Genomic DNA, 26475 nt, shown 5'->3' on the forward strand with positions numbered 1-26475 from the left:
GAGGCCCCTGCGGCCTCTGCGACCCCCGCGGCCCCTTCGGCCTCCGATGCCTCCGCGACCTCCGCCGCGCCGCCGGTCGCGCCGGCCCCGCCGGTCGCGCTGGTCAGCGGCGGGTCCCGGGGCATCGGCCGGGCGGCCGCGCTGCGGCTGGCCCGGGACGGCTACGCGATCAGCTTCTGCTACCGCTCCGACGAGGAGTCGGCCCGGCAGCTCGGCAAGGAACTCGCCGAGGTGGGGGCCGGCTCGCTCGCCGAGCGCCTGGACATCGCCGACGGCGAGGCCGTACGCGCATGGGTGGCGCGCACCGAGCGCGAGCTCGGCCCCATCGCCGTCGCCGTGGCCAGCGCGGGCATCACCCGCGACAAGCCGATGCTGATGATGTCCGACCAGGACTGGCGGGCGGTGCTCACCACCAACCTGGACGGCGCGTCCAACGTCTGCCGGGCCGTGCTGTTCCCGATGGTCAAGCGCAAGGCCGGCTCGATCATCACGCTCTCGTCGGTGTCCGGGGTCTACGGCAACCCGGGGCAGGGCAACTACTCGGCCTCCAAGGCCGGGATGGTCGCCATGACCCGGGCGCTGGCCAAGGAGGTCGGCCGGTACGGCATCCGCGCCAACGCGGTGGCCCCCGGGATGATCGAGACGGACATGACCGGCGCCCTCAGCGGCGACCAGCGGGACCGCGCCGTCGCGGCCGTCCCGCTGGGCCGGTTCGGCACCGCGGAGGAGGTCGCGGAGGCCGTGTCCTTCCTGGCCTCCGACAAGGCCGCGTACATCACCGGGTCCGTGCTCCAGATCGACGGCGGGATCGTGCTGTGACGCCGCCGCCCACGGCCCACCACGGCCCGCACCGCAGGGCCCCGGCCCGCCGCGGCCCGCACCGCCCGGCCCCGCCCCCGCCCCCGGTCCCGGTCCCGGTCCCGGTCCCGGCCCACCACAGCCTCACCCACGACACCGCCGTCCACCACAGCCTCGTTCACCACAGCCCAGCCCACCACAGACCCGTCCCCGCCCCGCGACTCACCAAGGAGCCGGCCTCATGACCATCCCCGCCACCACCGCGTCCGCCAACCTCACCCCGCTCGTCGACACCACCGCCTTCCCCGAGGCCCTGGACGGCGAGGTACGGGCCGCCCACCGGCTGTACGAGCACCTGATCGGCATGTGGGCACCAGGCGTCATCGAGGCCGCCCAGGACCTCGGCGCCTTCGCCGCCCTGGCCGTCGGCCCGGCCACCGCCGCCCAGCTCGCCGAGATCCTCGACACCGACCTGCGGGCCACCCGCGTCCTGCTGGACGGCCTGTACGCGTACGACGTCGTCCAGCGCACCAGAGGGGACGACGGCCAGGCCGTCTACACCCTCCCGGCCGAGCTGCACGGCGTCTTCGCGCCCCACGGGCTCTTCAGCCTCGCCGGGAAGATCGGCCACGACCGCAACGTCGCCTGGAACGCCTGGCGCCACCTCGCCGACAACGTCCGCTCCGGCGCCCGCGCCGCCGACGGCGCACAGCAGCTCAACCAGATATCGGAGGAGGACTACACCTCACTGGTCCGCGGCATCAACTTCTGGGCGCCGCCGATCACCCGGGCGCTGGCCGGCGCCCTGCGCGACCTGGGCTGGACCACCGGCCGCTCCGCGAATCTGCTGGACGTCGGCTGCGGCACCGGCATCTACAGCCACCTGCTGCTGCGCGAGTTCCCGGAGCTGACCGCCCGCGGCCTGGACGCCGAGCGGATCATCCCGATCGCCGCCCGGCAGGCCACGCAGCTCGGGGTCGCCGAGCGGTTCCGGGGCGAGGTCGTGGACTTCTGGAGCGAGGACTGGGGCAGCGGCACCGACCTCGCGCTGTTCGTCAACATCTTCCACCTCCAGACCCCCGAGTCGGCACGCGAGCTGCTGCTGAAGGCCACCAAGGGGCTGACGGAGGACGGGGTGATCGCGATCGCCGACCACATCGTCGACGAGGACCGCGGCGAGGGCTCGGTGCAGAACAAGTTCTTCCGGCTGTTCGCCGCCTCCATGCTGGCCACCGGCGGCGGCGACGCCTTCACCGTGCACGACTACGACCAGTGGCTGGCGGACGCGGGGCTGCGCCGAGTCGGCCTGCTCGACACCCCGATGCACCGGGTGCTGCTCGCCCGCCGCTCCTGACCGCCCGCGCGAACAGGCCACTCCGAAAGCCACCTCCCCCGCTCCCCGGCGCGACCCCGCGCGCCGGGGAGCACCCCTGAGGACCCATGCCGAGGGAGAACACACCATGCCCACCCGCCTCTTCACCTCCGAATCGGTGACCGAAGGCCACCCCGACAAGATGGCCGACCAGATCAGCGACACGATCCTGGACGCCCTGCTCGCCCAGGACCCCCGCGCCCGGGTCGCCGTGGAGACACTCCTGACCACCGGCCAGGTGCACATCGCGGGCGAGATCGCCACCACCGCCCGGAACATCGACATCGCGGCCCTGGTGCGCGCCTGCGTCCTCGACATCGGCTACGACCGCTCCACCATGGGCTTCGACGGCGCCACCTGCGGCGTCTCGGTGGCCCTCGGCGCCCAGTCGCCGGACATCGCGCGGGGCGTCGACCAGGCGTACGAGGTCCGCGACGGCTCCGGCGCGGTCGTCGACGACCTGGACCGCCAGGGCGCGGGTGACCAGGGCCTGATGTTCGGCTACGCGTGTGACGAGACCCCCGAGCTGATGCCCCTCCCGATCACCCTGGCCCACCGGCTGGCCCGCCGGCTGACCGCCGTCCGCAAGGACGGCACCGTGCCGTATCTGCGCCCCGACGGCAAGACCCAGGTGACCGTCGAGTACCGGGGCAGCAAGCCCGTACGGCTCGACACCGTCGTCATCTCCAGCCAGCACGCCGCCGATGTGGACCTCGCCGGGCTGCTCACCCCCGACATCCGCGCACGTGTCGTCGAGCCGGAGCTGGAGGCACTGCGCGCCGAGGGCGTCCGGCTGGCCACCGACGACGTACGGCTGCTGGTCAACCCCACCGGCCGGTTCGTGCAGGGCGGCCCGATGGCCGACGCGGGCCTGACCGGCCGCAAGATCATCGTGGACACGTACGGGGGCGTGGCCCGCCACGGCGGCGGCGCGTTCTCCGGCAAGGACCCCTCCAAGGTGGACCGCAGCGCCGCGTACGCCATGCGCTGGGTCGCCAAGAACGTGGTCGCCGCGGGCCTCGCGGACCGCTGCGAGGTGCAGGTCGCGTACGCCATCGGGAAGGCCGAGCCGGTCAGCCTCTTCGTGGAGACCTTCGGCACCGCCCGGGTGGCCGTCCAGCGGGTCACCGACGCCATCGCCGAGGTGTTCGACCTGCGCCCCGCCGCCATCATCCGCGACCTCGACCTGCTCCGCCCCGGCTACGCCCGGACCGCCGCCTACGGCCACTTCGGGCGCCCCGAGTTCACCTGGGAGCGCACCGACCGCGCGGCCAAGCTGCGCGCGGCGGCGGGCCTGTGACTGCGGGGGCCCGGTAGGAGCAACGTCTTGAGTTTGTGGTGAGTATCGGACAGCGACACGCCGTGGTGTCGGCGTGTCGCTGTCCGATACTCACCACACTCCGACTCGAGCCGGCCCCTACCGCCCCGCGGCGTCGGCGACTGCGTGGAAGAGCCGTTGCGGGTCCTCCGCGATCCGGTTGCACACATACAGCCACCACTCGGTGCCGTAGACGACGTACTCCCGGGTGGGGTGCCCCTTCTCGCGCATAGCGGCGACCCGATCCGGCCCCAGGCCCAGCAGGGTCTCGAACTCCCACGGCGCGGCCCGGTCATGGGCGCCGCCGGCCACCATCGACTCCAGTTCGCCGAGCAGGTCCCAGTCATGGGTGGCGAAGGAGCACGGGTGGCCGCCGTCGACCAGGGCCCGGGCGCAGCTCAGATACGCCTCGCGGAGCTCGCGGCTGCCGCGAGGGTAGGCGATCGTCTCCGGCTCGAAGAACGCCCCCTTGACCAGCCGGACCCGCCCGGGGCGGCGCAGCAGGACAGACGTGTCGTCGGCGGTCCTGTGCAGCCGCGCCTGGACAGTGACCCCGACGTGGTCGAACTGCTCACACAGCGCGCCGTGGACATCGAGGACCGCGTCGGTGCGGTCCGACCCCTCCGCCGAGATGATCATTTCCTGGCCGGCGGCGGCCGTCGCCTCGGCGATCCGGCGGGCGTTGCGCAGCGCCAGCCCGGGCTCCACGGCGAGCCCGATGTGGGACAGGTCGAGCGAGACGGAGGAGTCGTGCCCGCCCGCGGCCAGGCGCTCGCTCACGTCCAGGAACACGTCTGTCGCGGCGTCGGCCTGCGCGGCGTCCCGGCAGCTCTCGCCCATGTAGTCCACGGTGGCACGATGCCCGCGCCCGTTGATCGCGGCGACCTCCGCCAGCGCTTCGGCCACCGTCTCGCCGGCCACGTACCGGCGGGCGATGCGCCGCGCCAGGGGGCCTAGCATGGGGTCGGCCGGCACACGCTCCTTGAGCTTCTCGTCGAGCGCCAGCCGGCGGAGCACATCCGCGACCCGGCTGAGAAGATCGTCGTCGCCGGTCGCGCCACCGGTCGCATCCTTCGGGATCATGTGCCACCTCATCGCTGGGAACGGACGCGGGGCGACACTAACCGAACGATCGGTCGGTTGCAATCAGCATCTCGGATCGCAAACACGTGGGTCAGCGACGCATGAGCGCGAACACGCCCCAGCCGAGGTACTCGCGCTCGTACCGGGCGTAGCGGACAGGGGCGGTGGTCAGCTCGGCCCGCAGCTCGGCGGCCAGTTCGTCTTCCGGATTGCGGTCCAGCCAGCGGCGGATGTTCAACCACTGCGCCGCCCGGTACCGGTCCCAGCTGTCCTGGTCGGCCAGCACCATCTCCACCACGTCGTAACCGAGCCCGCCGAACCGCTCGATCAGCCCGGCCAGCGGCAGGAACTCCTCCTTGCTGCCGGCATGGCAGGCCTCGACGGTCCGCTGGTCCGGCGGCTCCAGCCGCCAGTACGGCTCGCCGATCAGCATCATGCCGCCCGGCCGCAGGCTCTTCCGCAACAGCTCCACCGTGCCCGGCACGCCACCGCCGATCCAGGTGGCGCCCACACACGACACCAGATCCACCGGCTCGTCGGCCACATACCCCGACGCGTCGCCGTGCACGAACACCACCCGCTCGGCCACTCCCAACTCGACGGCCCGCGCCCGCGCCTTGTCGACGAACACCGTGCTGATGTCCACCCCGGTCCCGGTGATCCCGTGATCACGCGCCCAGGTGCACAGCATCTCCCCCGACCCACTGGCCAGATCGAGCGCCCGCGTCCCCGGTTCCAGGCGCAACGCCTGCCCCAGGGCGGCGAGTTTCTCGCTGGTGAACGGGTTGTGGATGCGGTGGCTGTGTTCGCTGATGACGATGGAGCGTGGGAGATCCACTCGTGGTGTCCTTCTGTCGGATGCGGTCATGGCGAGTGGATCACGACACCGGCCGAACGGCAACGAAGACGAACTCCCTACCCGGCCGATCCGGCGCGTCGCGCACCTCCAGCGTTTCGAATCCCTGCGCCGCCAGATCCGCTTCGACCTCCTCCCGCTCCCGGAACCGCAGGGTCGACTCGGCCGTCAGCACCTCACCGTCCGCCGCGAACACGTAATGCCACCGGAACGACACCAAGGGCCCGGCGACCTCGGTCACCTCGACCCAGCTCTCCACCGCGCCCACGCCCGGTATCTCCGTGACCCGGTACGAATCCTCGCGATTCCACTCCTCCCAGGCCCGCTTCGCGGGATCCCGCGTCTCGAACACCAGATGCCCACCCGGCCGCAGCGCCTCGTAGGCGCCCCGCAACGTCCCCCGCCATGCGTCCGGATCGACGATCTGCTGGGCGACGTTCGCCGTCATGGTGGCGAGATCCACCCGCAGCGGCGGCAGCGCCGTGGCGTCCCCGCAGATCCACCGCACCCGCTCGCTGCCTGGCTTGCCCCGCGCCACGTCGAGTGACGCCTGGGCCGGGTCAACACCCACGACCTCGACTCCCCGGTCGGCCAGCAGCAACGCGAACATGCCCGTCCCGCAGCCGATGTCCAGCACCCGCCTCGCCCCGAGCTTCTCCGCGAGGTCGAGGTAGGCGTCCAGGTCCCTGCGGTCGGGATCGAGCGGATCGTAGATCGCGGCCAGCCTCGGGTGCCTGAACTCCTCATCAGCCATGCGCCCGAAGGTAGAGCAACCGGGGTACGCCTCACATCGCGATTCCGGCCCGCTTCGCGAGCCTGGTCAGGCGCGGATTGCTGCGCTTGTGCAGGGACGTCAGCACCCGCGTGAGTTCCAGGCTGGTCGGGTGGACGGCAGCCATTTCGGGCGCCACGGTCCATGCCTTCTCCAGGGACTCCAGCGTGCCGTCCCGGTCCCCGAGGGCCAATTGCGAGCGTCCGATATTCATGTACAGCGGCCCCACGCGGGTGGCCGGAAGCGTCAGCCCCGCGCGAAGCAAGTCCTCTGCCGTGTCGAGAGCTTCTCGATGCCGCTCCATGTCGGAAGCGGTGGAGATGACGTGTGTGGCCGTATTCTCCTGGCCGAAGTGGATTCCGTGCTCGGCGATGTCCTCCGGGAATTCCTCCGCCGTACGCCACGCGGCCGCGATGTGCTGGTTCGTGGTCTGCTTGTCCCTGAGGCGCCCGGCCAAGGTCAGTCCGCGAAGATGCAGGAGGCCCAGCCCAAAGGCCCGCTCGCGCCCTCGAAGAGAGGATTCCGCCCGTACGATGGCACGGTCGACAATGGCCAGCCCTCCGGCGAAGTCGCCCGAATTCAAGAACGTACCGGCATCGTCCCGCGCGGCCACAATGGCCGCGATCGGATCCGCCCGTTCAGCGGCCAGGCGCTGTTTCATCGTGGCCAGTTCCGCCAAGTGCATCCACCGGTGCCGGGCGGCCAGCCAATAGACCACGCTGTAGACATCGGCGACGAGGGTCCAGTCGCTCGGACGGCCCGTCGCGTGCGCCTGGTTGGTCACCTTCACCAGCAAGGGTGGCAGCTTCGCCGATACCTCGGCCAGTTCGCTGTTCCACCGATTCCGATTGAGGCCATCCACCTCAAGCGCCAACCTCTCCGGATCGCGTGGCGGTTCTCCGGGGAGATCGAATCGCCGAATGGCGTAACTCAGTTCGGAGAGGTCCGCTTCCGGTGTCCGGCCCAGCACTTCATCAAGCGTCAGGCCCATCGCCCGGGCCACCGAGGCGGCTACGCTCTGCGTCAAGGCTCGGTCCCCCACTTCGATTTTGCTGAGGAGGGAGACGGACACCCCTGACCTGCGAGCCAGCGCCACCTGGCTCAACCCGCGATCTTTACGGAGCGCCACGATGTTGGCGCCGGGTCCGGGAACATTCGCGCCGTTCATGTTTCCCATGGTCCCACTCCCACAGCGGTAGACGGGGTCAGTGTGCAAGAAGTGTGCAACTCATGGTCAGCGGCGTGGCGTTGACTAGGCATACAGGACCCCCGCGACCGTTGCAGCGGCCCGGGGGCATGGCCGATCTGAAATGAGCAGAACGACAATGCAATTCGTACCACGATCACTCGGACGAGTGAAAAAGGCCCTGTTCGGCCGCCGAACCGCCACCCCCGAACCGCAGCCGACCCCCACTCCCCCTCCGACACGCACCACCGCCCCCACCCCCATGCCACGCCCCGTGTCACACGCGGAGCAGACACGCTTGCGACTGCCCCGGATCCCGCTCGGGTGGACCATCCCCCTCATGCGGGACACCGACCCGGCGCCCCCGTACATCCCGCCCTACACCCCCGCACGGGCGGGGGCCGGCCGGTGACCGGCCTCCACGACACCACGACGGACGCCGAACAGGCCGCCGCCGAACTCCGGTCCGCGTTGGCCCTCGCGGGCGTCGAGGCGCTGAGCATCGGCTGGTCGGCCGTGGGCGGAACGTCGCCCCTGAGCCTGGTGCACATCAGCGGCATCCGGCCGGACGCCGCGCGGGCTCTCGCCAACGCCGTCAGGAGAGGGACCCACACCAGACGCGCCCGGCCCGTACTCCTCCCCCAAGCCACCGCCGAAGACCTCAGAGCGGCTCTCGACCCCCTCTGGTTCCGCCCCTGCCGCTGCGAGGAGCGCACCGGTATCCCCTGCCCGGAGAAGTCGGAGAAGCGGCAACGCCCGCGCCTCCGGGGCTCGACGACGCCCGGCCCGTGACGGCGGGCCCGCGACGCAATTGTCCAGGTCGGCCCCTTCCGGCCTGGACGGACGCCAACGGGCACACGTGGTACTGCGGTTATTGCGCGGGATGGGGCGAGGTCACCTGCCCCGACTGCGGCGGACTCGCGGGATGCGTGACATGCGGGGGCACGACCAAGGTCCCGTGCGTGGTGTGCTCGTCGGGCCAGTGGCCCAAATGGATCCCGTAAAACAGAATGAAGGAGCAAACGATGAGGTCGCAGATCACCACGGCCGCTGACGGCGGCAACGGAGACAAGCTACCGGGGCAGCCCTACCCCGGCCCGCACCAGCCGCCGTCTCCGGACGGTGGCCCCGGCGTCCCCAACCCGCCCAAGACGCATGAGGACACCGCCCCGTGACCCCGCACGCACACCAGGAGCGCCCCGGCCGTACCGAGCTGGGGCGCGTCCTCATGTCCGCCGGTGTCCTCTCCCCGGACTGGGCACCCGCGTTCCAGGCGGTACCCCGCTCCGCGTTTCTGCCCGACCTGATGTGGCCGTTCGATATGCACACCGCCCGCAGCATCGCCGTCAGCAGAGCAGATGACCCGGCTGGATGGCTGAGGTACGCGGACTCCGACGCGCCCATCGTCACGCAATGGGACGACGGAAAACACTCGGGTACGGAACCGGGCCGGGTGTCCACCAGCTCCGCCTCGATGCCGAGCGTCGTGTTCTCCATGCTCCGTGACCTGGACGTACGGGTCGGTCACAGGGTGCTGGAGATCGGCACGGGCACCGGCTGGAACGCCGCGCTGCTGGCTCACCGGCTGGGCGCGGAGAACGTCGTGACGGTGGAGGTGGACGAGGCGGTGGCGGCCACGGCGAAGGCGACTCTCGATCGCTTCGGCGCACCCGTGCGCGTGGTGCACGGCGACGGCCTGGAGGGCTGCCCGGATGCGGCGCCGTACGACCGGATCCTCGCGACCTGCGGACTCCGGTCGATCCCGTTCGCATGGGTACGGCAGTGCAGACCGCACGGGGTCATCGTCGCCCCCTGGGGCACGCACTACGGCAACGGGGACGCCGTGGCCCGGCTGATCGTCGCGGACGACGGACACAGCGCGTCGGGCACGTTCACCGGACCGGTCGAATTCATGAAACTCCGGGCGCAGCGCCTTCCGCCCGTGGTGCACACCGACTACGTCCCCGGCAGCGTGGTCCACGCCGACGAGTCGTCCACCACGATCACGGAAGCCCAGTTCGTGGCCGAGCGCTTCAGCCCGCAACGCTTCGCGCTGAGCCTCCTGGTCCGCGACTGCCGACACGTCGTCGCCGAGAAGGAGGACGGGGCGCGCCCGGTGTGGTTCTACGGGCTCACCGACCGCTCATGGGCCTGCGTGCAGTTCCGGGACGGAGCGGCTGCCCGCGTGTGGCAGTCGGGCCCCCGCCGGCTCTGGGACGAGGCGGAAGCGGCCTACCGGTGGTGGGAGGAGGAAGGCCACCCCGGCTTCGACCGCTTCGGGCTGACCGTGGACAGGCGCGGTGAACGAATCTGGTTGGACTCACCGGACAATCCGGTGCCCGCCCGTGCAGGCAGGTAGCCGTCCCCCGGGAGGTGGTTCTGGCGACGGTCAGGTGGGCCTGAGGCCGATGTCGGGCACTTTGTGGTGAGTATCGGACAGCGACACGCCCTGGCGTAGGCGTGTCGCTGTCCGATACTCACCACAAACAGGCTTTCGGCCGGGCCGCTATAGTGGTGGCCGTTCACCAGACCAGGCGACATCTGCCTGATGCAGGGTCGGCCCGACCGATCGGCGGCCGCGGTTCACCGCGCGGTATCTACCCCGGTTGTGGCATCAGCGGACGACCCTCGGCGTTCGGCGGGGACGGGCCCCGCGGCGCTACCAGGCAGCGGAAAGTAAGTACTCGATGGGGCGCCCCACCAAGGCCGCGTCTTTCACCCCTGCCCGCATCGGCTACGGCGCGGTGCTGCGCACCCCCGGCGCCCGGGCCTTCCTCGTCCCCGCGTTCGTCGCGCGGTTGCCCTACGCCATGCTCGGGCTCGGCATCGTGCTGCTGGTCGCCGGCACCACGCACTCCTACGGCCTCGCCGGCACCGTGGCCGCCGTGGCCGCCGTCGCCCAGGCGATAGCCGGTCCGCAGATCGGACGGCTGGCCGACCGGTACGGGCAGGCGGCCGTGCTGGTGCCGGTCGTCGGGGTCCACGGGGTTGCCGTGGCGGCGCTGGTCGGGCTCGCCCTCGGCGCGGCCCCTGCCTGGGTGCTCTTCGCCGCGGCGGTCGCGGCCGGGGCGTCCGTGCCGCAGATCGGGGCCATGGTGCGGGCCCGCTGGGTGCATGCCCTGCGGGAGGGGCCGCCCGCCGCTCTCGCCACCGCCTTCGCGTTCGAGTCGGTGACGGACGAGTTCACCTTCGTCGTCGGGCCGGTCCTGGCCACGGCGCTCGGCACCGGGATCGCCCCCGCGGCCGGGCTGGTCGCCGAGGCGGCCCTGACCGTTGTCGGTGGCCTGCTCTTCGCGGCCCGGCGCGGCAGCGCGCCGCCGGTGCGCCGCCGTGAGCGGACCCGCCAGGCCCCCGCGCTCGCCTACCCCGGCGTGCGGCTGCTGGCCGGCTCGCTGCTCGGGGTGGGCTCGGTTTTCGGCGGGCTCCAGGTGTCCATGACCGCCGCCGCGCAGGCGGCCGGGCACGCGGGGCTCAGTGGCGTGGTCTACGGGCTGTTCGCCTGCGGCAGCATGGGCGCCGGCGTCGGCTACGGCATGGTGCGCTGGAAGCGGTCGGTCGCGCACCGGATGCTGTTCTCCTTCGCCCTGCTGGCCGTCGGCTGCGCCACGCTCTGGGCGATGCCCTCGCTGACCTCCCTCGCCGTGGCCGGGTTGTGCTGTGGCCTTGCCATCGCGCCCACCCTGATCTCCGCCTACACCCTCGTGGAGCAACTGGTGCCGAGGGGGGCGGCCACCGAGGCGTTCACCTGGCTGACGGGGGCGATCGGTCTCGGCCTGGCCATGGGCTCCGCCGCCGCGGGCCGGGCCGTCGACGCGCACGGCGCCGCGGCCGGGCTGCTGGTCCCGCTCGCCGGCTCCGCGGCCGGCCTGGCCGCGCTGGTCACCGGGCGTCGCCTTCTCGCGCCGCGACCCCGCTCTACGCGCCCCGTCGCGACCGGCGGAGGGGAGCGTGCGGCGTCCCTCTCGGATCTGTAGCTCACGGGTCGGATGTCCAGCTCACGGGTCGGTGGCGCGCCTGGGCACCGCTGAGCGGCGCCGCTGAGGGGCACCGCTGAGGGCGCGGGTGCCCCGCACGTTGTGGGCCGCTCAGTGCGGGCGCCCGCCCGCCACGCCTCCGGCGGCGCGGTATCCGCCCGACCCGTCTTCGGCCACCCGGTCTCCGGCCGGCGGGGCTCCGGCCGCCACACCTCCGGCGGCGCGGAGGGCACGGGCCCCGATCGTACGCAGGTGATCGCGTAGCTCCGGCGGCTCGTGGACCTCGAAGTCGCAGCCCAGCATGAGCAGCCGGGACGCCAGCCACTCCAGCGTGTCGGCGCGCCCGTGCAGCTCGCAGCTGTTCTCGTCGATCGGCCGCACCTCCTCCGGCGCGGCGCCGAGCCGCTCCGCGACCCGGGCGGCGTTGAGGCGGACGGTGGCGCGTACCTCGTAGGTGGGCGCGAGGGAGTACATGGTGCGGGTGACGAAGGCGGCCGCGTCCTTCTCGGGCAGTTCGCGGGGCGGGACGCGTACGCCGGTGGGCTGGAGGCGGGTCATCCGGTCGGCGCGGAAGATCCGCCAGTCGTCGCGTTCGTTGTCGTACGCCAGCAGGTACCAGCGGCGCCCCGCCAGCACCAGTCGGTGCGGCTCGACCAGCCGGCTGCTCCGGCTGCCGTCCCCGGCCCGGTAGGCGAACCGGAGCCGTTCACCGCCGGCCACGGCCGCGGCGGTCACGGCGAGGTCGTGCGGGTCGACGGCCGAGGGGCTCTCGGTGGCCAGCGATTCCGTGGCGGTCCGGAAGGCGCCGACCCGGTGTCGCAGCCGGGACGGCAGCACCTGCTCCAGTTTGGCCAGGGCGCGCAGGGACGCCTGCTCGATACCGCTCACCGGGTTGCCGACCGCCGTGCTGAGCGCGACCGCGAGGGCCACGGCCTCCTCGTCGTCCAGCAGCAGCGGCGGCATGGCCTTGCCCGCGGCGAGCCGGTATCCCCCGGCGGCTCCCATGCTCGCCTCCACCGGGTATCCCAGCTCACGCAGCCGGTCGATGTCCCGGCGGACCGTGCGGGGGCTGACCGCCAGACGGTCCGCGAGCTCGCTGCCGGGCCACTCGCGCGGGGTCTGCAACAACGACAGCAACGCCAGGAGCCGGGCGGAAGGGGTGCTCATGGCGTCCATCATGCCGGGGCATCTAGGTCAGGATCCGGCCTAGACGACTCCTACAGTCGCCGCATGAGCGATGAACTCCGCCCCTTCCGTATCGACATCCCCCAGTCCGACCTGGACGATCTGCGCGAGCGCCTGGCCCGCACCCGCTGGCCGAGGCAGCTGCCCGGCGAGGGCTGGAGCCGGGGCGTGCCCCTGGCCCACCTCAAGGAGCTGGCCGACTACTGGTGGGACGGCTACGACTGGCGCCGACAGGAGGCGCGGCTGAACGCATTCCCCCAGTTCATGACCGAGATCGACGGCCAGGACATCCACTTCCTGCATGTCCGCTCGCCGGAAGCCGACGCCTTGCCGCTGATCCTCACCCACGGCTGGCCGAACTCCTTCGTCGAGTTCGCCGAACTCATCGGCCGTCTCTCCGACCCCCGCTCGCACGGCGGCGACCCGTCCCAGGCCTTCCATGTGGTCGTCCCGTCCGTGCCCGGCTTCGGCTTCTCCGCGCCCCCGCGCGAAACCGGTTGGAACGTCGCCCGGGTGGCCCGGCTCTGGGCCCGGCTGATGGACCGGCTCGGCTACGACCGCTACGGCACCCAGGGCGGGGACCTCGGCGCGTACGTCGCCCCCGAGGTGGCCAGGGCCGCACCGGACCACGTGGTCGGCGTGTACATCACCGCCGGGCTCGGCATTCCCACCGAAGGCGACGTCCCCGAGCTGACCGAGGAGGAGCGCACGGCCTTCGAACAGCTCCAGCAGGCGGACTGGACGAACGGCGTCCCCCACCACGCCCTGCTCCGCGCCGCCCCGCAGACCTTCGCGTACGGCTGGCACGACTCCCCCGTCGCCGCGCTGGCCTGGATGATCCAGAAGTTCAAGGAGTTCACCGTCGCCGACAAGCTCCCCGAGGAGCTGATCGACCGCGATCTGATCCTCACCAACACGACCCTCTACTGGCTCACCGACACCTTCGGCTCCTCCTCCTGGCCCATGTACGACAGCACGGGCTTCGGCTGGCCGGAGGGCCAGAGGGCGGCGCCGACCGGCGTCTACAGCGGGGCTCCCGGGATCCGGCGGCTCGCCGAGCGGCACAACACCATCGTCCACTGGCCCACGGACAACCCGGGCGGCCACCACTTCCTGGCCATGGACCAGCCCGACGCCATGGCCGCCGACATGCGCGCCTTCTTCGAGAAGGTCCGCTAAGAGGTCGCGCAGACAGGCACGGTGATGCCCAAGCAGCGAGGCAGGTAACAGGGCCCAGACGATCACGGAGTTGCGACGCTCTGTGATCATGGATGGTGCCCTTCTCAAGCACACCCCCTCACGCGACGGCCACCGTTTCGGCCTGCCACGCGCCCGGGCGAATGCCTGTCGCCTTCCGGAAGAACACCGAGAAGTTGGACGCGTCGGGGAAGCCGAGCGTGTGGGCGCAGGCGGCCGCGGTGAGGCGGTCGTGCGCGAGGAGCCGTTTGGCTTCCAGGACGATCCGATCGACGATGTATGCCTTCGCGCTGCGGCCGGTGACCTGCTGCACCGCTCTTGAGAGGGTGCGGGGTGCGTATCCCAGTGTCCGGGCGTAGTAGCCGGCGTCGTGATGTTCCCGGAAGTGCGCTTCGACGCTGGACCGGAACAGTCGGAACACCGGATTGATCGACCGTGCTTCAGCGTGGGGGGGGCCGGAGCCGGGCGATGAGCGCCGAGAGCAGGATCTCGGGCAGCTCCGTCGAGACATCCCCGGGTGGGGCGGATGCTTCGAGGAGGAGATGGTTGCGCGCGGTGTCGACGTACGGCCAGTCGGCGTCGGAAACGCTCCAGTGTGCGACCAGGTCGGGGGACGCGACGAGCTCCCGGGTGGCGTGGGTGACCGGCGCGGTCGGCACGAACAGCACGACGTGCCCAGCCACGCCGGCGATGTCATCCCATCGGTGCACAGCTCCAGGAGCGACCCACACCGCGGACCGGTCCTGGAGCGGGTGTCGCTGGAAGTCCACGGTGACGGATCCGTGCCCGGCATCGACGACGGCGAGGACGTGGAAGTCGGCACGCTGTGTCCCGCCGTCGTTCAGCTCGCGAAGGCGGTCGAACGTCATGGTTTCGACAGCGGCGGCGCGGCGTCCGACGGGCTGGTAGGTCATCTGCCGGATCACCGTCATCTGTCCAGTTTCCACCATCAGGCGACCAGTCATGCCGATGCCCCGGCACAGCGGCGGAGATTCAATGAACACACAGAACAACCGCCCCGGGACACTGATCGGGAGAGTCACGATGAAGACGACGCAGCAGCCGCTACTGCCCGCTTATGACCACCGGCCGGGGACCGGACCGACCCTGGTGTTTCTGCACTACTGGGGTGGATCCGCCCGCACCTGGGACCTCGTCGTCGACCGCCTCGCGGGACGCGACATGCTCACTGTCGACTTCCGCGGGTGGAGTCGCTCGAGCAACCTGGCCGGCCCCTACACCCTCCGCCAACTCGCCGACGACACGCTCGCCGTGATCGCCGACGCGGGCGTCACCGACTACGTCCTCGTCGGACATTCCATGGGTGGCAAGGTCGCGCAGCTCATAGCGGCGACCCGGCCCGCCGGCCTCCGCGGGATCATCCTCGTCGGTTCCGCTCCGGCGAAGCCCGCCGCAGGGATCACTCCCGAGTACCGGGAAGGCCTTTCCCATGCCTACGACTCAGACGAGTCCGTCGCCGGCGCACGGGATCACATCCTCACCGCGACCGAGCTGCCCGAATCGATCAAGTCGCAGATCGCGACCGACTCGCGGGCCGGCACCGACGCCGCCCGCACGGAGTGGCCACTGCGCGGCATCGCGGAGGACATCTGCGAGCACACCCGCATGATCAGCGTTCCCGCCCTCGTCGTCGCCGGAGAGAACGACCGTGTCGAGCCCGTCGACGTGCTCGTCGACAACCTGGTGCCCTACCTCTCCGGAGCCGACTTCGCGGTGATTCCGAGCACGGGTCACCTGATCCCGCTGGAAGCTCCGGCCGACCTCGTCGACGCAATCACGGCCTTCGCACCAACAGCCTGACCATCCGCGCGGCCTGAAAATCGACTCCGTCCCCGATCACACGCCAGACGCCCCGCCGCGTGACAGCGTGATGCTGCGGCCCGGATTCAGAACCCGCCGGGGCCCACGTTGTGCCTCGTGGCGTTCGCGGTGCTCAGCCCCCGCGCGAGTCCCTGGGCCGCCGCCGCACGCTCCAGCGCCCCGCGCTCCCCCGAACCGCCTCGGCGCCGCAGTACGGCCAAGCACACTCCGACCACGGCCGCGCATGCGACCACCATGGAAATCACGAAGAGCATGTGTCCCCCGTCCGGCTGGTGGAACCGTCCTGTGGTCCCTCCGTGCTCTGTATTGTCGGCTGCCGCCCGCTCGCAGGAAAGGGGAATCGCTCAGGGCGCGTCAGCCGGATCGAGCCGGAGCACAGCCGTCTTGTGGACGTGCCGGGCGATCTCGTCGACCGGTGCGTCCGGCTCGAACGGCAGCAGCGGGCCCCGGTATCCGGCCTGGGGCAGATACACCGCGAGCGCCCACCGCGGCCTCGCACCCCTCGACCATCACCGGCCGGCGCTCGGTGTCGCCGCCGTCGGCCGCGTCACGCTCGACGCGGCAGCGCGTGGCGGCCTGGAGGTTGCGGACCCAGTCCCGCGACCGCGCCGCGGTGCTGCACGCCGCGGACGCGCTGTTCCGCGCGGAGGGCGCCGACCGTGTGACGCTCGCCCGGATCGCGGAGGCCGCCGGAGTCGGCAAGGCCACGGTCCTACGGCACTTCGGCACCCTCACCGGGGTGGTCGAGGCGGTCATCGCACCCCGGGTCGCCGCCCTGCGCGACGCCGCGAGCAGCGGCCCCCCGCCACTGCCGGCCGACGCCCGGCCCCGGCGCACCAGCCAGCCGCGGCGGCGCCGTGCGGCGGACCGCGGCCGTGTGGCAGGCGGAACACCGGGTCCCGTTCACCGTTCTGACCGGCCGCAGCGGCACGCCGCACGAGATGGTCGGCCTGAGCCGGAAGATCTTCGGTTCGATGCAGCAGTCCGGGAGCGTCCTGATCGACTCCGGGGGCGTCGTCCGCCACGCCCACGGCGCCACCATGCCCACGGGCGCCCTGGACAGGAAGGGGATCGCTGCGGCCCTTGCCCGGATGCGCGCCGCCCGGCCGGCGCGGTGACGATCGGGTCAGGCTCGGCTTGTGCGTCGGTACAGCAGGAACACGACTGCGGCGACCAGCAGATAGGCGGGCACGAGCAGTACCGCGTCGGGCGTCGTCTGGCTCGCCGACCAGCCGGCGCCGCGCCGGTCGCCCTCCAGGGTGACGCGGTTGACGGTGAGAAAGGTCAGGTGGGTGCCGATGGAGGCCCAGAGCGGGGCCTGGCCGACCGCGGTCCGGGCCGCGATGAGGGTCAGCCCGAAGACCGGGAGCAGGACCAGGTAGGAGGCGGCGTCCTGCCCCGGTGGCACGACGCCGATGGGGGCGGGCTCGGCGCCGGTCAGGCGCGCGGTCGCGGCGTACGCCACCGTCGACGCGCCCGGCACGAGCAGAAAGACGGCCGTCGTGCCGAGTGCCGAGGCGGCGCCGCCGAACCGCCCGCGCAAGGCGGTCCAGGTGTAACCGCGCAGCGTGGTTTCCTCGGGCAGGGCCTCCAGCAGGAGCGCGATCACCGCGTTGGACGCGAGAAAGCCGATGAGCGGCACGGGGTCCGGGCGCGACCAGCGCAGCAGGCCCCCAGCCGTCCCCGCGCCGATGACGAGCACCGCCGACGCCATCGTCACGCCCACCCCGACGGAAAACGCTCGCAGGGCTGCGCCGGCGCCGCCGAAACCCAGGGCGTCGAGCCGGCTTCGACGCCGCCGTACCGCCAGGGTTACGGGGACGACCGCCAGTGCGCTGACCAGAGCGGCCGGGACCAGCCGGGCCGCCGTGCCGGTGAGACCGATCCTTTCCGCGGCGACCGAGCCCGCGGCCGTGCCGACGCCGAGCGCGGCGGCCATGAGCAGGCCGCCGAGGAGAGCCCTGGCCAGGGCGCTGGATCGGGAAAGGGCGGTCTTCCCGCCCGGGTGCTGCCTCGTCATTCGTCCGTCCTGGCTGAGCTGGTGATCTTCCGCCGTGCTTCCGCCAGTCTCGGTTCCGTTTCGGCCGCGTGCGTCGTGTCCGTAGATGAGATGCGCGTACATCGTTCGACGTACCGAGGAGCAGCGGCAGCCTGTGGCGGGCTCTCCCTGGCCACGAAAGGGGGCCGGGTCCCGGGCCGGCCCCTCACGGGTGGTGGCGGCACCCCGCCGCTCCGGTGTCGGACCCCCATGTCATCCTCGGATCATGAGCGACCTTGAGACGGCCACCCCCGCCGAGTGGGACGACCTGATCGACGAGTGGGACGAGATCCGCCACGGCTTCTACCTCGGCGACGCGCCGGCCATGGTGCTGAGGTGCGCGAGGAATCTGGAGGCGAGCGTGGCGGCCGGCGGGCCGGACGCGGCGCTGTGGACGCTCGGGCTGGTGCTGACAGGCCCGTATGTGATCTACGCCCGCCCGGACGCGGCGGCCGAGGCGCGGGTGCTGGAGGCGATGGGCGCGGTCGAGCGCACCCTGGGGCAGGTCTCCTGTGCGCATGAGGCGCATCCGTGTGATGACGTGTCCGACGCCGACCTGGACAACTTCCGGTACGTCCTGGAGATGCTGGCCCACCCGGAGCGGGACGCCGACCATGAGGCGGCGCTGGCCGACGAGGAGAACTGGCCCGACGAGGAGGGGGCTCAGTCCTGGTTCGAGGGCCGGATGACGCGGGAGATCTGGACCTGCCCGCGGAACCTGGCCGGGTTCGCCCGCGCCTTCCCCGGCTGAGGCGGCATCACCCCCTCGCCAGGCGCGGCCCCTAGATCGGCAGGGCGCCCTTGAAACGCGCGTTGGGGGCGTCGGGGTGGGTGGTGGCGAGCCAGCCGTGGCCGTGGGTGTCCTCGATGGGCATGGGGCCGGGTTCGACGGAGAGGTGGTCGGCCGCGATGCCCGCGTCGGACACGCCCTCGGCGTATTCCTCGTCGATGCCGTTCGCCGCGTCTTCGATGTAGCTCATCTCGAAGGGCAGCGGCTTGCCCCTGAACTCCGGGTAGTCGTAGGTGCCGTAGCTGCGCACCCTGCGGCCGTCACGGGCGACGTACCACAACGAGCCGGAGTGGTAGGGGTCGATGACGTAGAAGTGCGCCTCCCCGCACCGCTCGCTGAGCCTGTCGGCCAGGAGGAATCCGTCGCATTCGTCCACGAACGCGTTCCCCCACACCAGACGCCACTTCCCGGTCGGCGGGTCCCCGCGCCAGTTGTCGAACTCCGGGGTGATGAAGACCCGGTAGGCGGTCTGCTTCTCGCCCCGGGAATCCTCGAACTCGAGGGAGTCGGCGGCCCGGGTGGCGGCCTCCACGCCCGTCACGACGGTGGCCGGCCGGAGGTCGTGCAGCCCGAGAGCGGATACGGCGTCGTCGAGCCGGTCGGCCGGGAAGGCCAGCCAGCGGCCGGCGTCCAGGGGGAGTTCCACCCGGCCCTCGTCCAGCAGCTTGATGCGCACCAGGCGTTCCACGGCGCGCCGGTCGGCCTCGTCGAGCGCCTCCGCGCCGCCCAGGTCGGCCAGCGCCTCCAGGGCCTTGCCGCGCAGGTGCCCGGGGCCGTGGCGCCGGATCTCCCGGAGGCGGGGCAGCGCCTGGCCGCCCAGCCGCTTCAGGACGGACTCGGCTCCGAACCTCGGGCTGTCCCGTCGCGTGTCGCGGACATACGGCAGGAGCCTGTCGACGCTCCGGGCTCCGAGCGCGACCAGGCCGTCCTCGGCAGCCCTCCGGACCTCGCGGTCCCGGTCCGAGAGGTCACCTATGAGGGCGTCAATGGCGTCTGACATGGGACACAGCCTAGGCGTGGCGGACGCGGCAAGCCCGTCCGACCCTGACGCGGTCTCCCGCCCGGCCCTGACGCGGTCTCCCGCCCGGCCCTGACGCGGTCTCCCGCCCGGCCCTGACGCGGTCTCCCGCCCGGCCCTGACGCGGTCTCCCGCCCGGCCCTGACGCGGTCTCCGGCGCGCCCGGGAGGGGTCGGCGGGCCCCCGCCCTGCCGGCCCCTCCGGGCCCCCTGCCCCGCCGGCCCCTCCCGGGCGGCCGTCGGGCGCCCTCAGCAGCAAACCGGCGTGTCGGCGGTCACTCCGGCCACCGTGCCGGGCGGCACGGTGAGCCAGGCGCCCTGCACCGGGCCGGCCGCCGTACCGGTCGGCGCGGCGGCTGACGCCGACGGCGAGGCGACGGCGGGTACGACCGCCGCGCTCAGGGCCAGGACGCTTCCCGCGAAAGTCGTGGCGATCTTTGCTCCGATGCTCATGGGCGTCTCCCCTTGGTCGGTGGTGCATGAGCCTGTCAGTGGTGCATGAGCCTGTCGGTCGAACCGTGCCCAAAGCTTGCGCGAACCTTGAACCGGCAGGCCGTCGCCGGAAGGACGAGCGGGCGTCAGCTCACCAGGTGGTAGTTGCCCGCGACCGCCAGGAAGAGCACCGCGGCGAGCGCCACCGCGCTGTAGTGGAGCCTGGCCGCCCAGCCCCACCAGCGGCGCCACCAGGCGATGACGGCGCACACCAGGACCGCCGCCGTGGTGCCCAGGGCCGCCTTCACCAGGACGGGGACGAGCTTGAGCATGGGCGAGTCGCCGAGGAAGACGGTCTGGTTGAGGGAGTTGGGGTCGGCGACCAGGAGGGCGAAGCAGCCGGTGGCGACGGTCAGCAGGACGCCGGTGGTCCAGGCGAGCAGGCGGGCGAGCCGGGCACCGGCCGGGGCGGCGGAGGCGGAGCCGCGGCGGAGGGAGACGAGGGCGCCGAGGGTCCAGGCGGTGACGGACAGCAGGAGGACGCCGAGGGAGCCGAGGAGGAGCTGCTGGTGCAGCACCGGGGACTCGTACCAGGGCAGCCGCTCGTAGGCGACGGTGGGGTCGGAGGCCAGGAAGAGCTTGCCGTCCTTGAAGGCGAGGCGTTCCTGGCCGCCCTTCTCCTGGAAGAGGCCGTCGCCGACGCGCACCCAGTGCTGCTCGGTGACGCCCGGGTCGCGGCTGAGCGGGCCGGTGGTGGTGAGGGTGGAGTCCGGTCCGCTGGTGACCCGTACGGAGCTGGTCAGGGCGGCGGCCCGGGTGAGGTCGGAGTGGCTGGTGCGGGTGGAGCGGTAGAAGCCGGCGAACTCGCCGGTCTCGCCGGGGCGGGTGACGGCGGGGCGGCGCGGGGTGCCGAAGGTGTGGTCGGCGACGAGGTTGACGAGTTCCTGGCCGGCCCAGGAGGCGCGGCCGTCCTCGCCGTCGCCGTTGTAGGCCACGTAGACGCCGGTGTCCCGGTCGGGGAGCAGCGCGAGGTTGTCGTGGAAGCCGGGGATGTCGCCGTCCTTGACGAGCATGCGGTGGCCGTCCCGGTCGCGCTGTTCGAGGATGTAGCCGATGCCGGGCAGGCGCGGGTCGTTGGCGAACTGGCGCTGCTGCATGGCCCGGGTCAGTGTCGCCCCGAGCACCCGGTGGCCGTCGAGGCTGCCGCCGGCGAGCTGGGCGAGCATCAGCCGGCCCATGTCGGTGGCGGTGGTGACGGCCGCGGCGCCGGTCGGGGTCCAGGCGCCGTACTGGCCCTCGGCGGGGACCTGCCGCTTGCCGTCGGGGCGGTAGCCGCCGGCCCGTTCGGTGGCGATGGCGGCGGGGTGGGGCTGGGCGAACGAGGTGCGGGTCATGCCGAGCGGCCGCAGGACGTGGCGGTTCAGGTACCCGGCGAAGGGCTCGCCGGAGACCAGCTCGACCAGGTAGCCGGCCAGGGCCACTCCGTAGTTGTCGTAGCTGGAGACCTCGCCGGGCGGGCGCACCCGCCGGGGCTGGTGTTCGGCCAGGCTCTCGCCGAGCCGCTCGGCGTCCTCGGGGTGGGCGGTGGCACGGCCGATGATGCTGTTGTCGAACCCGGCGGTGTGGGTCAGCAGGTCGCGTACGGTGACCGGCCGCCCGGGGTAGGTGTCCTTGATGGTGAAGGCCGCCTTGTGGCGGGCGAGATACCGGTTGACGTCGGCCCGCAGGTCGAGCTTCCCCCGCTCGACCTGCTGGAGCACCGCCATGGCGGTGAACACCTTGGCGTCCGAGCCCATGAAGAACCCCGTACGGCGGGCGTCCACCCGGGTGCCGCGGTCGATGTCGGCCACGCCGTACCCCTTGGCCAGCACCTGCCGCCCGCCGGAGACCACGACCACCGCGGCGCCGGGGATCCGGTAGTCCTCCAGTTGCCTCTCGACGATGGAGTCGATCAGGGCGGTGAGGCTCCGGGGCCGTGGCGAGCCGGGCGCGGCGGAGGCCGAGGCGGCCGTCCCCAGCACGGTCATGAGGACGGCGAGCAGCAGGGACACCGCCGCGGTAGCGCTGCGTCGAGCGTTCATTTACCGGCTCCTTCACTCACAGAGGGACGCGGGGGACATTTCTCGTATGACGACAAGTCAACTCGCGGCGCGGCGGTAGGCCGAGGGCCCTGGGTGGCGTCTTGTGGGGGACCTGACTACACCCCCCGAAACGCCACCCGGGTCCAGTGCCGGGGCGGGCGCACCACGGCAGACTGAAGGGCACACAGCGGCGGAAGGGCCGCACCGAGGAGGGGGTTACGAGATGAGCGTCATGAGCGACGAGAGGACCGGCGGACGGCAGGCCGGCGGCAGCGGCCCCTGGCCCGTCCGGGGGGTGCGCGCCATGGGCCGCGGGCTGGCGCTGGCCGCGCTCGCTCCGTGGGAGGTGCTGCTCTTCTGCCTGATGGTGACCGCGATCTCGCTGCTGGGGGTCGGCATCGGGGTGCTCCTGGTGCCCGCCCTCGCGGTGGCCCTGCGGGGAACCACGGCGATCACCCGCCGGCTGGCCGGGCAGTGGTCGGGGGTGGAGATCGAGGACCCGTACCGGCCGCAGCCCGCTCCCGAGCCGGGCTTCAAGGGCTTGATGCAGCGCAACCAGTGGATCCTCACCGACCCCGCGACCTGGCGCGACCTGGCCTGGACGCTGGTCAGCCCGGTGGTCGGGCTGGTCATCGCGGTGCTGCCGCTGGCGCTGGTGGGCTGGGGGGTCTTCGGCCTGATCATGCCGCTGGTCTGGGAGGACATCGCGGACGGGGGCGGCAACAACTGGTACGCGATGATCAAGGTGACCAGCGACGGTTCCGCCCTGATGGCCGCGGCCCTCGGCGTCCCGATCATCCTGGGCGGCCTGGCCGCGGGCCCGCACCTGATCCGGCTGCACGCCCTGCTCGCCAAGTCGCTGCTGGCTCCCACCGAGATGTCGCGCCAGGTCCGCCACCTCACCGAGACCCGCACCGACGCGGTCAACACCTCTGCCGCCGAGCTGCGCCGCATCGAGCGGGACCTGCACGACGGCGCCCAGGCCCGGCTGGTCGCGATGGGCATGAACCTGGGCGTGGCCGAGCGGCTGCTGGCCAAGGACCCGGAGGCGGCCCGCGCCATCCTCGCCGACACCCGCCAGGCCTCCGCCACCGCCCTGAACGAGCTGCGCGACCTGGTCCGCGGCATCCACCCGCCGGTGCTCGCCGACCGCGGCCTGGCCGACGCCGTCCGCGCCCTGGGCATGGACAGCCCGCTGGAGGTCGAGGTCAACGCCGAGCTGCCCGGCCGCCCCGAGGCCCCGGTCGAGTCCGCCATGTACTTCGCGATCTCCGAGGCGCTGACCAACGCGGCCAAGCACGGCGAGGCCCAGCGGGTCACGGTCGAACTGTGGTACGAGACCGGCCGGCTGCGCGCCCAGGTCAGCGACGACGGGGTGGGCGGCGCGGACCCCTCCCGCGGCACGGGACTGCGCGGCATGGAGCGCCGGCTTGCTACTTTCGACGGTGTCCTTGCCGTGACCAGCCCGACGGGCGGTCCGACGACACTGACCATGGAGCTGCCGTGCGTGTTGTCCTCGCCGAAGACCTCTTCCTCTTGAGGGACGGGTTGGTCAGGCTTCTGGAGGCATACGACTTCGAGATCGTCGCCGCTGTGGACACCGGCCCCGACCTCCTTCAGGCCCTCGTCGAGAAACGTCCGGACGTGGCAGTCGTCGATGTACGACTCCCCCCGACGTTCACCGACGAGGGCCTTCAGGCCGCTCTGGAGGCCCGCCGCCGGATCCCCGGCCTCCCGGTCCTGGTCCTCTCCCAGTACGTGGAGCAGCTCTACGCCAAGGAGCTGCTGGCCGACGGCACCGGCGGCATCGGCTATCTGCTCAAGGACCGCGTGTTCGACCCGGACGAGTTCGTCGACGCGGTCCGCCGGGTGGCCGCCGGGGGCACCGCCATGGACCCCGATGTCATCGCCCGGCTGTTCGCCGGCACCTCCTCCTCCGCCGCCGACCCCCTGGCCCGGCTGACCGCCCGGGAACGGGAGGTCCTCGGCATCATGGCCGAGGGCCGCTCCAACGCCGCGATCGCCGAGCGGCTCGTGATCACCGAGCGGGCCGTCATCAAGCACACCTCCAACATCTTCGCCAAACTGGACCTGCCGGTCTCGGACGACGACAACCGGCGGGTCCTCGCCGTTCTGGCGTATCTGAAGTGACCCCGGGGCTCACCCGAAGGCCGGACTCACGACAGGCGCAGCGCGCCGAGCACCGGGCGCGCCGCTGACGCGCCGTCGGTGCGCAGCGCGACGGCGGCGGCGTAGCCGGGCGGGGCGGGCACGTCGGCGAGGGACCAGCCGGGCGGGGTGGTGGAGCCGGGCGGGGCGAGGTGGTCGGCCAGGCCGACGTGATGGGTCCTGAGGCCGCCGGGCAGGCCGGTGCCGATGCCCTTGAGATAGGCCTCCTTGCGCACCCAGCAGCCGAGGAACGCCTCCGCGCGCCGCGATTCGGGCAGCGCCTCGATCGCCGCCTGCTCGTCGGGGTGGAGCTGCCGGGCCAGGCCGCTCACCACCGTGCCGTCGCGCCGCTCGTTGTGGGCCTCGATGTCGGCGCCGACGGGGGCGTCGGCGAAGGCGTACAGCGCGGCGTCCTCGGCGTGCGAGAGGGAGAACCGCAGCCGCTCCCCGCCCGCCACGGCGGGGCGGCCGTGCGGCTTGTCGCAGTCGGGCATGCCGCACGTCTCACGGACGAGCTCGACCTCGCCGGGGGCGATCCCCAGATACGCGCCGAGGAGCACCCGCAGCCCCACATGGGAGGCGACATAGCGCTCCCGCAGGGTGTCGTCGCGGAACCGGGTGGCCCGCTCGCGCTCCCGGGCGTCCAGCATCCCGGCGCACTCGGCGGCGGCAGCGGCGGCCGGCGGGATCCGCAGCAGCCACACGGCCACCTCGGCCCCGGAGGGGCGGTCCGCCGGCCGGGGCAGGTCCCGGACCGGGCCCCACGCCTCCTCCGCCACCCCGCTCACGGCCGGCTCAGAGCCTGTGTACGACACGATTCCGCTCTCCCCCCGCAGCGCCGCTCCTGACCCGCCCCGCGCCGGGGCGGCTCCAACATCCTTGCCCGCGGCAGGGGTTGGCGCACGGAAGGCACCCGGTGAATTAGGACACGTTGGCTCCGGGCCGGTCCGCCCGGCGGGGGGCGCCACTACGATCGCGCACAGTCCGGGCACTTTCCGTAATGGAGGTTTGCGACATGGCGACGGGGATCTGGGCGAAGACGGCTTCCGCGCTGGCCCTCCCGGTGGCTCCGCTGTACGGCGCCTTCCTCTCGTACTTCATCTACCACCCGCCCCGCAGACCGCACCACAAGAAGCCCGCGGACGTGGGTCTGACCAGCACGGACGTATCCGTGCCGGTGAGCGGCGGGCGGCGTCGGCTGCATGTGTGGCTGTGCCCGGGCGACCCCGGCCGGGTGGTGGTGCTCGGCCACGGCCTGGGCCTGAGCAAGTCCGCGAGCCTCGCCCAGGCCCGGCTGCTCGGTCAGGCGGGCTACACGGTCGCGATGTTCGACCACCGCAACCACGGCAAGAGCGGCGCGGACCGGGCGTGCTGGGGCATGAGCGACCGGCACACCGACGACGTGGCAGCCGTGGTGAACCACCTGCGCGGGATGGACGAGTACGCCTCGGCACGGATCGCCGTGTACGGCTTCTCCATCTCCACCTTCCCCTCCTTCTACATGCTGAGGAGGGACGGGGAGCGCCCGGTCGACGCGCTGGTCCTCGACAGCGGCCCGTCGCTGGAACTGCGGCCGCTGTTCCGCAACTTCGTCGCCGCCGACGGGCTGCCGGTCCCCGGCCCGCTGCGCCAGGGGCCGTCCCGGAAGGTGCTGGAGAAGGTCGCGTCGTCGCTGGCCGTGGCGATGCTGCGGGTGCAGTGGCCGCCCGCGGTGCGGGGCGCGTACGAGACCACGCCCATGCTCATCCTGGCCGGCGAGAGCGACACCATGATCCCTGCGGCGGGGGTACGGGCGCTGGCGGAGCGGTATCCCCGGGCGGAGGTGCACACGCTGCCGGACACCGGGCATCTGCAGGGCGTCAAGACCCATCCGGAGCGCTACGCGGAGACGGTCCTGGAGTTCCTGGAGCGGACCCTGAAGGGGTGATGCCCGCTCGGGCAGGCCCCGCGCCGGATTCGGGCACGGGAACGTGGCCTCCCCCGCCCCCGTTACGCGGGGGAGACCACGTTCACCGGTGATGCCGCTGGGGCGGAATCACAGGCTCCATGGTCTGCCACGTGGGCTTCGCGCCCCAGACCCGTGGCACGAAGATGCCATACGAATTACCGGGCCCCCGTATCCGGCGCGGCCGGTGGAACGGGGGCCCGGCGGGCCGCCGAACAGTCAGGCGCGTGGATGCTGACAGCCCTTGATGCCGACAGTCCGTGATGTCGTCAGTCCGTGATGTCGTCAGTCCGTGGTGTCGTCAGTCTTTGATGTCGCAGATGACGGCGCCGGCGGTGATGGAGGCGCCGACTTCGGCGGTCAGGCCCTTGACGGTGCCGGAGCGGTGGGCGTTGATGGGCTGTTCCATCTTCATCGCTT

27 protein-coding genes and 2 pseudogenes are annotated in these 26475 nt (G+C 72.3%); 15 read left to right on the plus strand and 14 right to left on the minus strand.

The genetic code is table 11. The features are described 5' to 3' along the window. The first annotated feature begins 99 nt into the window (after window positions 1-99). The 3 genes from fabG (at window position 100) to metK (ending at window position 3470) form a co-directional block, all read left to right on the plus strand. Window positions 100-819, plus strand: coding sequence for a 3-oxoacyl-ACP reductase FabG (gene fabG, locus ABFY07_RS24460; RefSeq protein WP_346176571.1), 720 nt, complete (start codon window positions 100-102; stop codon window positions 817-819). 220 nt (window positions 820-1039) lie between these two features. After that, window positions 1040-2152, plus strand: coding sequence for a class I SAM-dependent methyltransferase (locus tag ABFY07_RS24465; protein WP_065959832.1), 1113 nt, complete (start codon window positions 1040-1042; stop codon window positions 2150-2152). 106 nt (window positions 2153-2258) lie between these two features. Further along, the gene (gene metK / locus ABFY07_RS24470; RefSeq protein WP_346176545.1) at window positions 2259-3470 is read left to right on the plus strand and encodes a methionine adenosyltransferase; all 1212 of its coding nucleotides are present in this window, start codon (window positions 2259-2261) and stop codon (window positions 3468-3470) included. 117 nt (window positions 3471-3587) lie between these two features. On the opposite strand, the gene ABFY07_RS24475 is transcribed toward metK, so the two are convergent. The 4 genes from ABFY07_RS24475 to ABFY07_RS24490 form a co-directional block, all read right to left on the minus strand. Then, a complete protein-coding gene (locus tag ABFY07_RS24475) occupies window positions 3588-4571 on the minus strand; it encodes a proline dehydrogenase family protein (RefSeq protein WP_346176546.1) in 984 nt (327 codons plus the stop codon). Window positions 4572-4662: 91 nt separating this feature from the next. After that, entirely contained in the window at window positions 4663-5409 is a 747-nt protein-coding gene (locus ABFY07_RS24480; protein ID WP_346176547.1) for an SAM-dependent methyltransferase, read from the minus strand. 40 nt (window positions 5410-5449) lie between these two features. After that, entirely contained in the window at window positions 5450-6181 is a 732-nt protein-coding gene (locus ABFY07_RS24485) for a class I SAM-dependent methyltransferase (protein WP_346176548.1), read from the minus strand. A 31-nt stretch (window positions 6182-6212) separates the two neighbouring features. Continuing rightward, the gene (locus tag ABFY07_RS24490; protein WP_346176549.1) at window positions 6213-7376 is read right to left on the minus strand and encodes a helix-turn-helix domain-containing protein; all 1164 of its coding nucleotides are present in this window, start codon (window positions 7374-7376) and stop codon (window positions 6213-6215) included. 417 nt (window positions 7377-7793) lie between these two features. Here ABFY07_RS24490 and ABFY07_RS24495 point away from each other — a divergent pair, with 417 nt between their 5' ends. The 4 genes from ABFY07_RS24495 to ABFY07_RS24510 all read left to right on the plus strand — a co-directional run bounded on the left by ABFY07_RS24495 (window position 7794) and on the right by ABFY07_RS24510 (window position 11359). Next, window positions 7794-8177 (plus strand): hypothetical protein, encoded by a 384-nt coding sequence (locus tag ABFY07_RS24495; RefSeq protein WP_346176550.1) that lies wholly within the window; start codon window positions 7794-7796, stop codon window positions 8175-8177. A 233-nt stretch (window positions 8178-8410) separates the two neighbouring features. Then, window positions 8411-8560 (plus strand): hypothetical protein, encoded by a 150-nt coding sequence (locus ABFY07_RS24500; RefSeq protein ID WP_346176551.1) that lies wholly within the window; start codon window positions 8411-8413, stop codon window positions 8558-8560. Then, on the plus strand, window positions 8557-9744 hold the full coding sequence (locus ABFY07_RS24505; protein WP_346176552.1) for a methyltransferase domain-containing protein: 1188 nt from the start codon (window positions 8557-8559) through the stop codon (window positions 9742-9744). Before ABFY07_RS24500 ends, ABFY07_RS24505 begins: the two co-directional genes overlap by 4 nt. Before the next feature lie 328 nt (window positions 9745-10072). Beyond that, the gene (locus tag ABFY07_RS24510; protein ID WP_346176553.1) at window positions 10073-11359 is read left to right on the plus strand and encodes an MFS transporter; all 1287 of its coding nucleotides are present in this window, start codon (window positions 10073-10075) and stop codon (window positions 11357-11359) included. Between the two features lie 111 nt (window positions 11360-11470). Here ABFY07_RS24510 and ABFY07_RS24515 read toward each other — a convergent pair whose 3' ends face one another. Then, the gene (locus ABFY07_RS24515) at window positions 11471-12526 is read right to left on the minus strand and encodes a helix-turn-helix transcriptional regulator (RefSeq protein WP_346176554.1); all 1056 of its coding nucleotides are present in this window, start codon (window positions 12524-12526) and stop codon (window positions 11471-11473) included. Between the two features lie 63 nt (window positions 12527-12589). Between ABFY07_RS24515 and ABFY07_RS24520 the strand changes: the two genes are divergently transcribed. Then, the gene (locus ABFY07_RS24520) at window positions 12590-13723 is read left to right on the plus strand and encodes an epoxide hydrolase family protein (protein ID WP_346176555.1); all 1134 of its coding nucleotides are present in this window, start codon (window positions 12590-12592) and stop codon (window positions 13721-13723) included. Between the two features lie 118 nt (window positions 13724-13841). Here the strand turns inward: ABFY07_RS24520 and ABFY07_RS24525 are convergent. After that, a pseudogene (locus ABFY07_RS24525) lies at window positions 13842-14673 on the minus strand (helix-turn-helix domain-containing protein). Between the two features lie 112 nt (window positions 14674-14785). On the opposite strand from ABFY07_RS24525, the gene ABFY07_RS24530 reads away from it, so the two are divergent. Continuing rightward, window positions 14786-15562, plus strand: a complete 777-nt coding sequence (locus tag ABFY07_RS24530; RefSeq protein ID WP_346176572.1) for an alpha/beta fold hydrolase — start codon at window positions 14786-14788, stop codon at window positions 15560-15562. Between the two features lie 86 nt (window positions 15563-15648). Here ABFY07_RS24530 and ABFY07_RS24535 read toward each other — a convergent pair whose 3' ends face one another. Both ABFY07_RS24535 and ABFY07_RS24540 read right to left on the minus strand, forming a co-directional pair. Beyond that, a complete protein-coding gene (locus ABFY07_RS24535; RefSeq protein ID WP_346176556.1) occupies window positions 15649-15837 on the minus strand; it encodes a hypothetical protein in 189 nt (62 codons plus the stop codon). Window positions 15838-15927: 90 nt separating this feature from the next. After that, on the minus strand, window positions 15928-16056 hold the full coding sequence (locus ABFY07_RS24540) for a hypothetical protein (RefSeq protein WP_346176557.1): 129 nt from the start codon (window positions 16054-16056) through the stop codon (window positions 15928-15930). 140 nt (window positions 16057-16196) lie between these two features. On the opposite strand from ABFY07_RS24540, the pseudogene ABFY07_RS24545 reads away from it, so the two are divergent. Further along, window positions 16197-16325 (plus strand): annotated as a pseudogene (locus ABFY07_RS24545) (helix-turn-helix domain-containing protein); the annotation flags it as partial. Between the two features lie 115 nt (window positions 16326-16440). Beyond that, window positions 16441-16701, plus strand: a complete 261-nt coding sequence (locus tag ABFY07_RS24550) for a hypothetical protein (protein WP_346176558.1) — start codon at window positions 16441-16443, stop codon at window positions 16699-16701. An 8-nt stretch (window positions 16702-16709) separates the two neighbouring features. Here ABFY07_RS24550 and ABFY07_RS24555 read toward each other — a convergent pair whose 3' ends face one another. Next, a complete protein-coding gene (locus ABFY07_RS24555) occupies window positions 16710-17603 on the minus strand; it encodes a CPBP family glutamic-type intramembrane protease (protein WP_346176559.1) in 894 nt (297 codons plus the stop codon). Window positions 17604-17847: 244 nt separating this feature from the next. On the opposite strand from ABFY07_RS24555, the gene ABFY07_RS24560 reads away from it, so the two are divergent. Then, window positions 17848-18372, plus strand: coding sequence for a hypothetical protein (locus tag ABFY07_RS24560; protein WP_346176560.1), 525 nt, complete (start codon window positions 17848-17850; stop codon window positions 18370-18372). 31 nt (window positions 18373-18403) lie between these two features. Here the strand turns inward: ABFY07_RS24560 and ABFY07_RS24565 are convergent, their stop codons facing one another. The 3 genes from ABFY07_RS24565 to ABFY07_RS24575 all read right to left on the minus strand — a co-directional run bounded on the left by ABFY07_RS24565 (window position 18404) and on the right by ABFY07_RS24575 (window position 21941). After that, window positions 18404-19411 (minus strand): HEAT repeat domain-containing protein, encoded by a 1008-nt coding sequence (locus ABFY07_RS24565; protein ID WP_346176561.1) that lies wholly within the window; start codon window positions 19409-19411, stop codon window positions 18404-18406. Between the two features lie 266 nt (window positions 19412-19677). After that, the gene (locus ABFY07_RS24570; protein WP_346176562.1) at window positions 19678-19881 is read right to left on the minus strand and encodes a hypothetical protein; all 204 of its coding nucleotides are present in this window, start codon (window positions 19879-19881) and stop codon (window positions 19678-19680) included. Window positions 19882-20006: 125 nt separating this feature from the next. Beyond that, window positions 20007-21941 carry a serine hydrolase domain-containing protein gene (locus ABFY07_RS24575; RefSeq protein ID WP_346176563.1) on the minus strand — a complete coding sequence of 645 codons (1935 nt, stop codon included), beginning with the start codon at window positions 21939-21941 and terminating at the stop codon, window positions 20007-20009. A 223-nt stretch (window positions 21942-22164) separates the two neighbouring features. On the opposite strand from ABFY07_RS24575, the gene ABFY07_RS24580 reads away from it, so the two are divergent. Together ABFY07_RS24580 and ABFY07_RS24585 are read left to right on the plus strand one after the other, a co-directional pair. After that, window positions 22165-23481 (plus strand): sensor histidine kinase, encoded by a 1317-nt coding sequence (locus tag ABFY07_RS24580; RefSeq protein WP_428836998.1) that lies wholly within the window; start codon window positions 22165-22167, stop codon window positions 23479-23481. Next, window positions 23445-24092, plus strand: coding sequence for a response regulator (locus tag ABFY07_RS24585; RefSeq protein WP_346176565.1), 648 nt, complete (start codon window positions 23445-23447; stop codon window positions 24090-24092). Before ABFY07_RS24580 ends, ABFY07_RS24585 begins: the two co-directional genes overlap by 37 nt. Window positions 24093-24118: 26 nt before the next feature. On the opposite strand, the gene ABFY07_RS24590 is transcribed toward ABFY07_RS24585, so the two are convergent. Next, the gene (locus tag ABFY07_RS24590) at window positions 24119-24925 is read right to left on the minus strand and encodes a 4'-phosphopantetheinyl transferase family protein (protein ID WP_346176566.1); all 807 of its coding nucleotides are present in this window, start codon (window positions 24923-24925) and stop codon (window positions 24119-24121) included. Window positions 24926-25125: 200 nt separating this feature from the next. Between ABFY07_RS24590 and ABFY07_RS24595 the strand changes: the two genes are divergently transcribed. Further along, on the plus strand, window positions 25126-26037 hold the full coding sequence (locus tag ABFY07_RS24595; protein ID WP_346176567.1) for an alpha/beta hydrolase: 912 nt from the start codon (window positions 25126-25128) through the stop codon (window positions 26035-26037). Window positions 26038-26356: 319 nt separating this feature from the next. Here ABFY07_RS24595 and ABFY07_RS24600 read toward each other — a convergent pair. After that, on the minus strand, window positions 26357-26475 hold a 119-nt coding region (locus ABFY07_RS24600), incomplete at its 5' end, for a biotin/lipoyl-containing protein (RefSeq protein WP_346176573.1).

Origin of the sequence: Streptomyces sparsogenes subsp. cuspidosporus (assembly GCF_039532705.1) — a bacterium.
In the GTDB taxonomy this organism is placed as follows: Bacteria; Actinomycetota; Actinomycetes; order Streptomycetales; family Streptomycetaceae; genus Streptomyces; species Streptomyces sparsogenes.

What these genes read in the sequence shown, in the direction of transcription:
- ABFY07_RS24465 (WP_065959832.1), top strand. Translation starts at nt 1,040, where the DNA reads ATGACCATCCCCGCCACCACCGCGTCCGCCAACCTCACCCCGCTCGTC.
- metK (WP_346176545.1), top strand. Translation starts at nt 2,259, where the DNA reads ATGCCCACCCGCCTCTTCACCTCCGAATCGGTGACCGAAGGCCACCCC.
- ABFY07_RS24475 (WP_346176546.1), bottom strand. Translation starts at nt 4,571, where the DNA reads ATGATCCCGAAGGATGCGACCGGTGGCGCGACCGGCGACGACGATCTT.
- ABFY07_RS24485 (WP_346176548.1), bottom strand. Translation starts at nt 6,181, where the DNA reads ATGGCTGATGAGGAGTTCAGGCACCCGAGGCTGGCCGCGATCTACGAT.
- ABFY07_RS24490 (WP_346176549.1), bottom strand. Translation starts at nt 7,376, where the DNA reads ATGGGAAACATGAACGGCGCGAATGTTCCCGGACCCGGCGCCAACATC.
- ABFY07_RS24500 (WP_346176551.1), top strand. Translation starts at nt 8,411, where the DNA reads ATGAGGTCGCAGATCACCACGGCCGCTGACGGCGGCAACGGAGACAAG.
- ABFY07_RS24510 (WP_346176553.1), top strand. Translation starts at nt 10,073, where the DNA reads ATGGGGCGCCCCACCAAGGCCGCGTCTTTCACCCCTGCCCGCATCGGC.
- ABFY07_RS24515 (WP_346176554.1), bottom strand. Translation starts at nt 12,526, where the DNA reads ATGAGCACCCCTTCCGCCCGGCTCCTGGCGTTGCTGTCGTTGTTGCAG.
- ABFY07_RS24520 (WP_346176555.1), top strand. Translation starts at nt 12,590, where the DNA reads ATGAGCGATGAACTCCGCCCCTTCCGTATCGACATCCCCCAGTCCGAC.
- ABFY07_RS24530 (WP_346176572.1), top strand. Translation starts at nt 14,786, where the DNA reads ATGAAGACGACGCAGCAGCCGCTACTGCCCGCTTATGACCACCGGCCG.
- ABFY07_RS24535 (WP_346176556.1), bottom strand. Translation starts at nt 15,837, where the DNA reads ATGCTCTTCGTGATTTCCATGGTGGTCGCATGCGCGGCCGTGGTCGGA.
- ABFY07_RS24555 (WP_346176559.1), bottom strand. Translation starts at nt 17,603, where the DNA reads ATGACGAGGCAGCACCCGGGCGGGAAGACCGCCCTTTCCCGATCCAGC.
- ABFY07_RS24560 (WP_346176560.1), top strand. Translation starts at nt 17,848, where the DNA reads ATGAGCGACCTTGAGACGGCCACCCCCGCCGAGTGGGACGACCTGATC.
- ABFY07_RS24565 (WP_346176561.1), bottom strand. Translation starts at nt 19,411, where the DNA reads ATGTCAGACGCCATTGACGCCCTCATAGGTGACCTCTCGGACCGGGAC.
- ABFY07_RS24570 (WP_346176562.1), bottom strand. Translation starts at nt 19,881, where the DNA reads ATGAGCATCGGAGCAAAGATCGCCACGACTTTCGCGGGAAGCGTCCTG.
- ABFY07_RS24575 (WP_346176563.1), bottom strand. Translation starts at nt 21,941, where the DNA reads ATGAACGCTCGACGCAGCGCTACCGCGGCGGTGTCCCTGCTGCTCGCC.
- ABFY07_RS24580 (WP_428836998.1), top strand. Translation starts at nt 22,165, where the DNA reads ATGAGCGTCATGAGCGACGAGAGGACCGGCGGACGGCAGGCCGGCGGC.
- ABFY07_RS24595 (WP_346176567.1), top strand. Translation starts at nt 25,126, where the DNA reads ATGGCGACGGGGATCTGGGCGAAGACGGCTTCCGCGCTGGCCCTCCCG.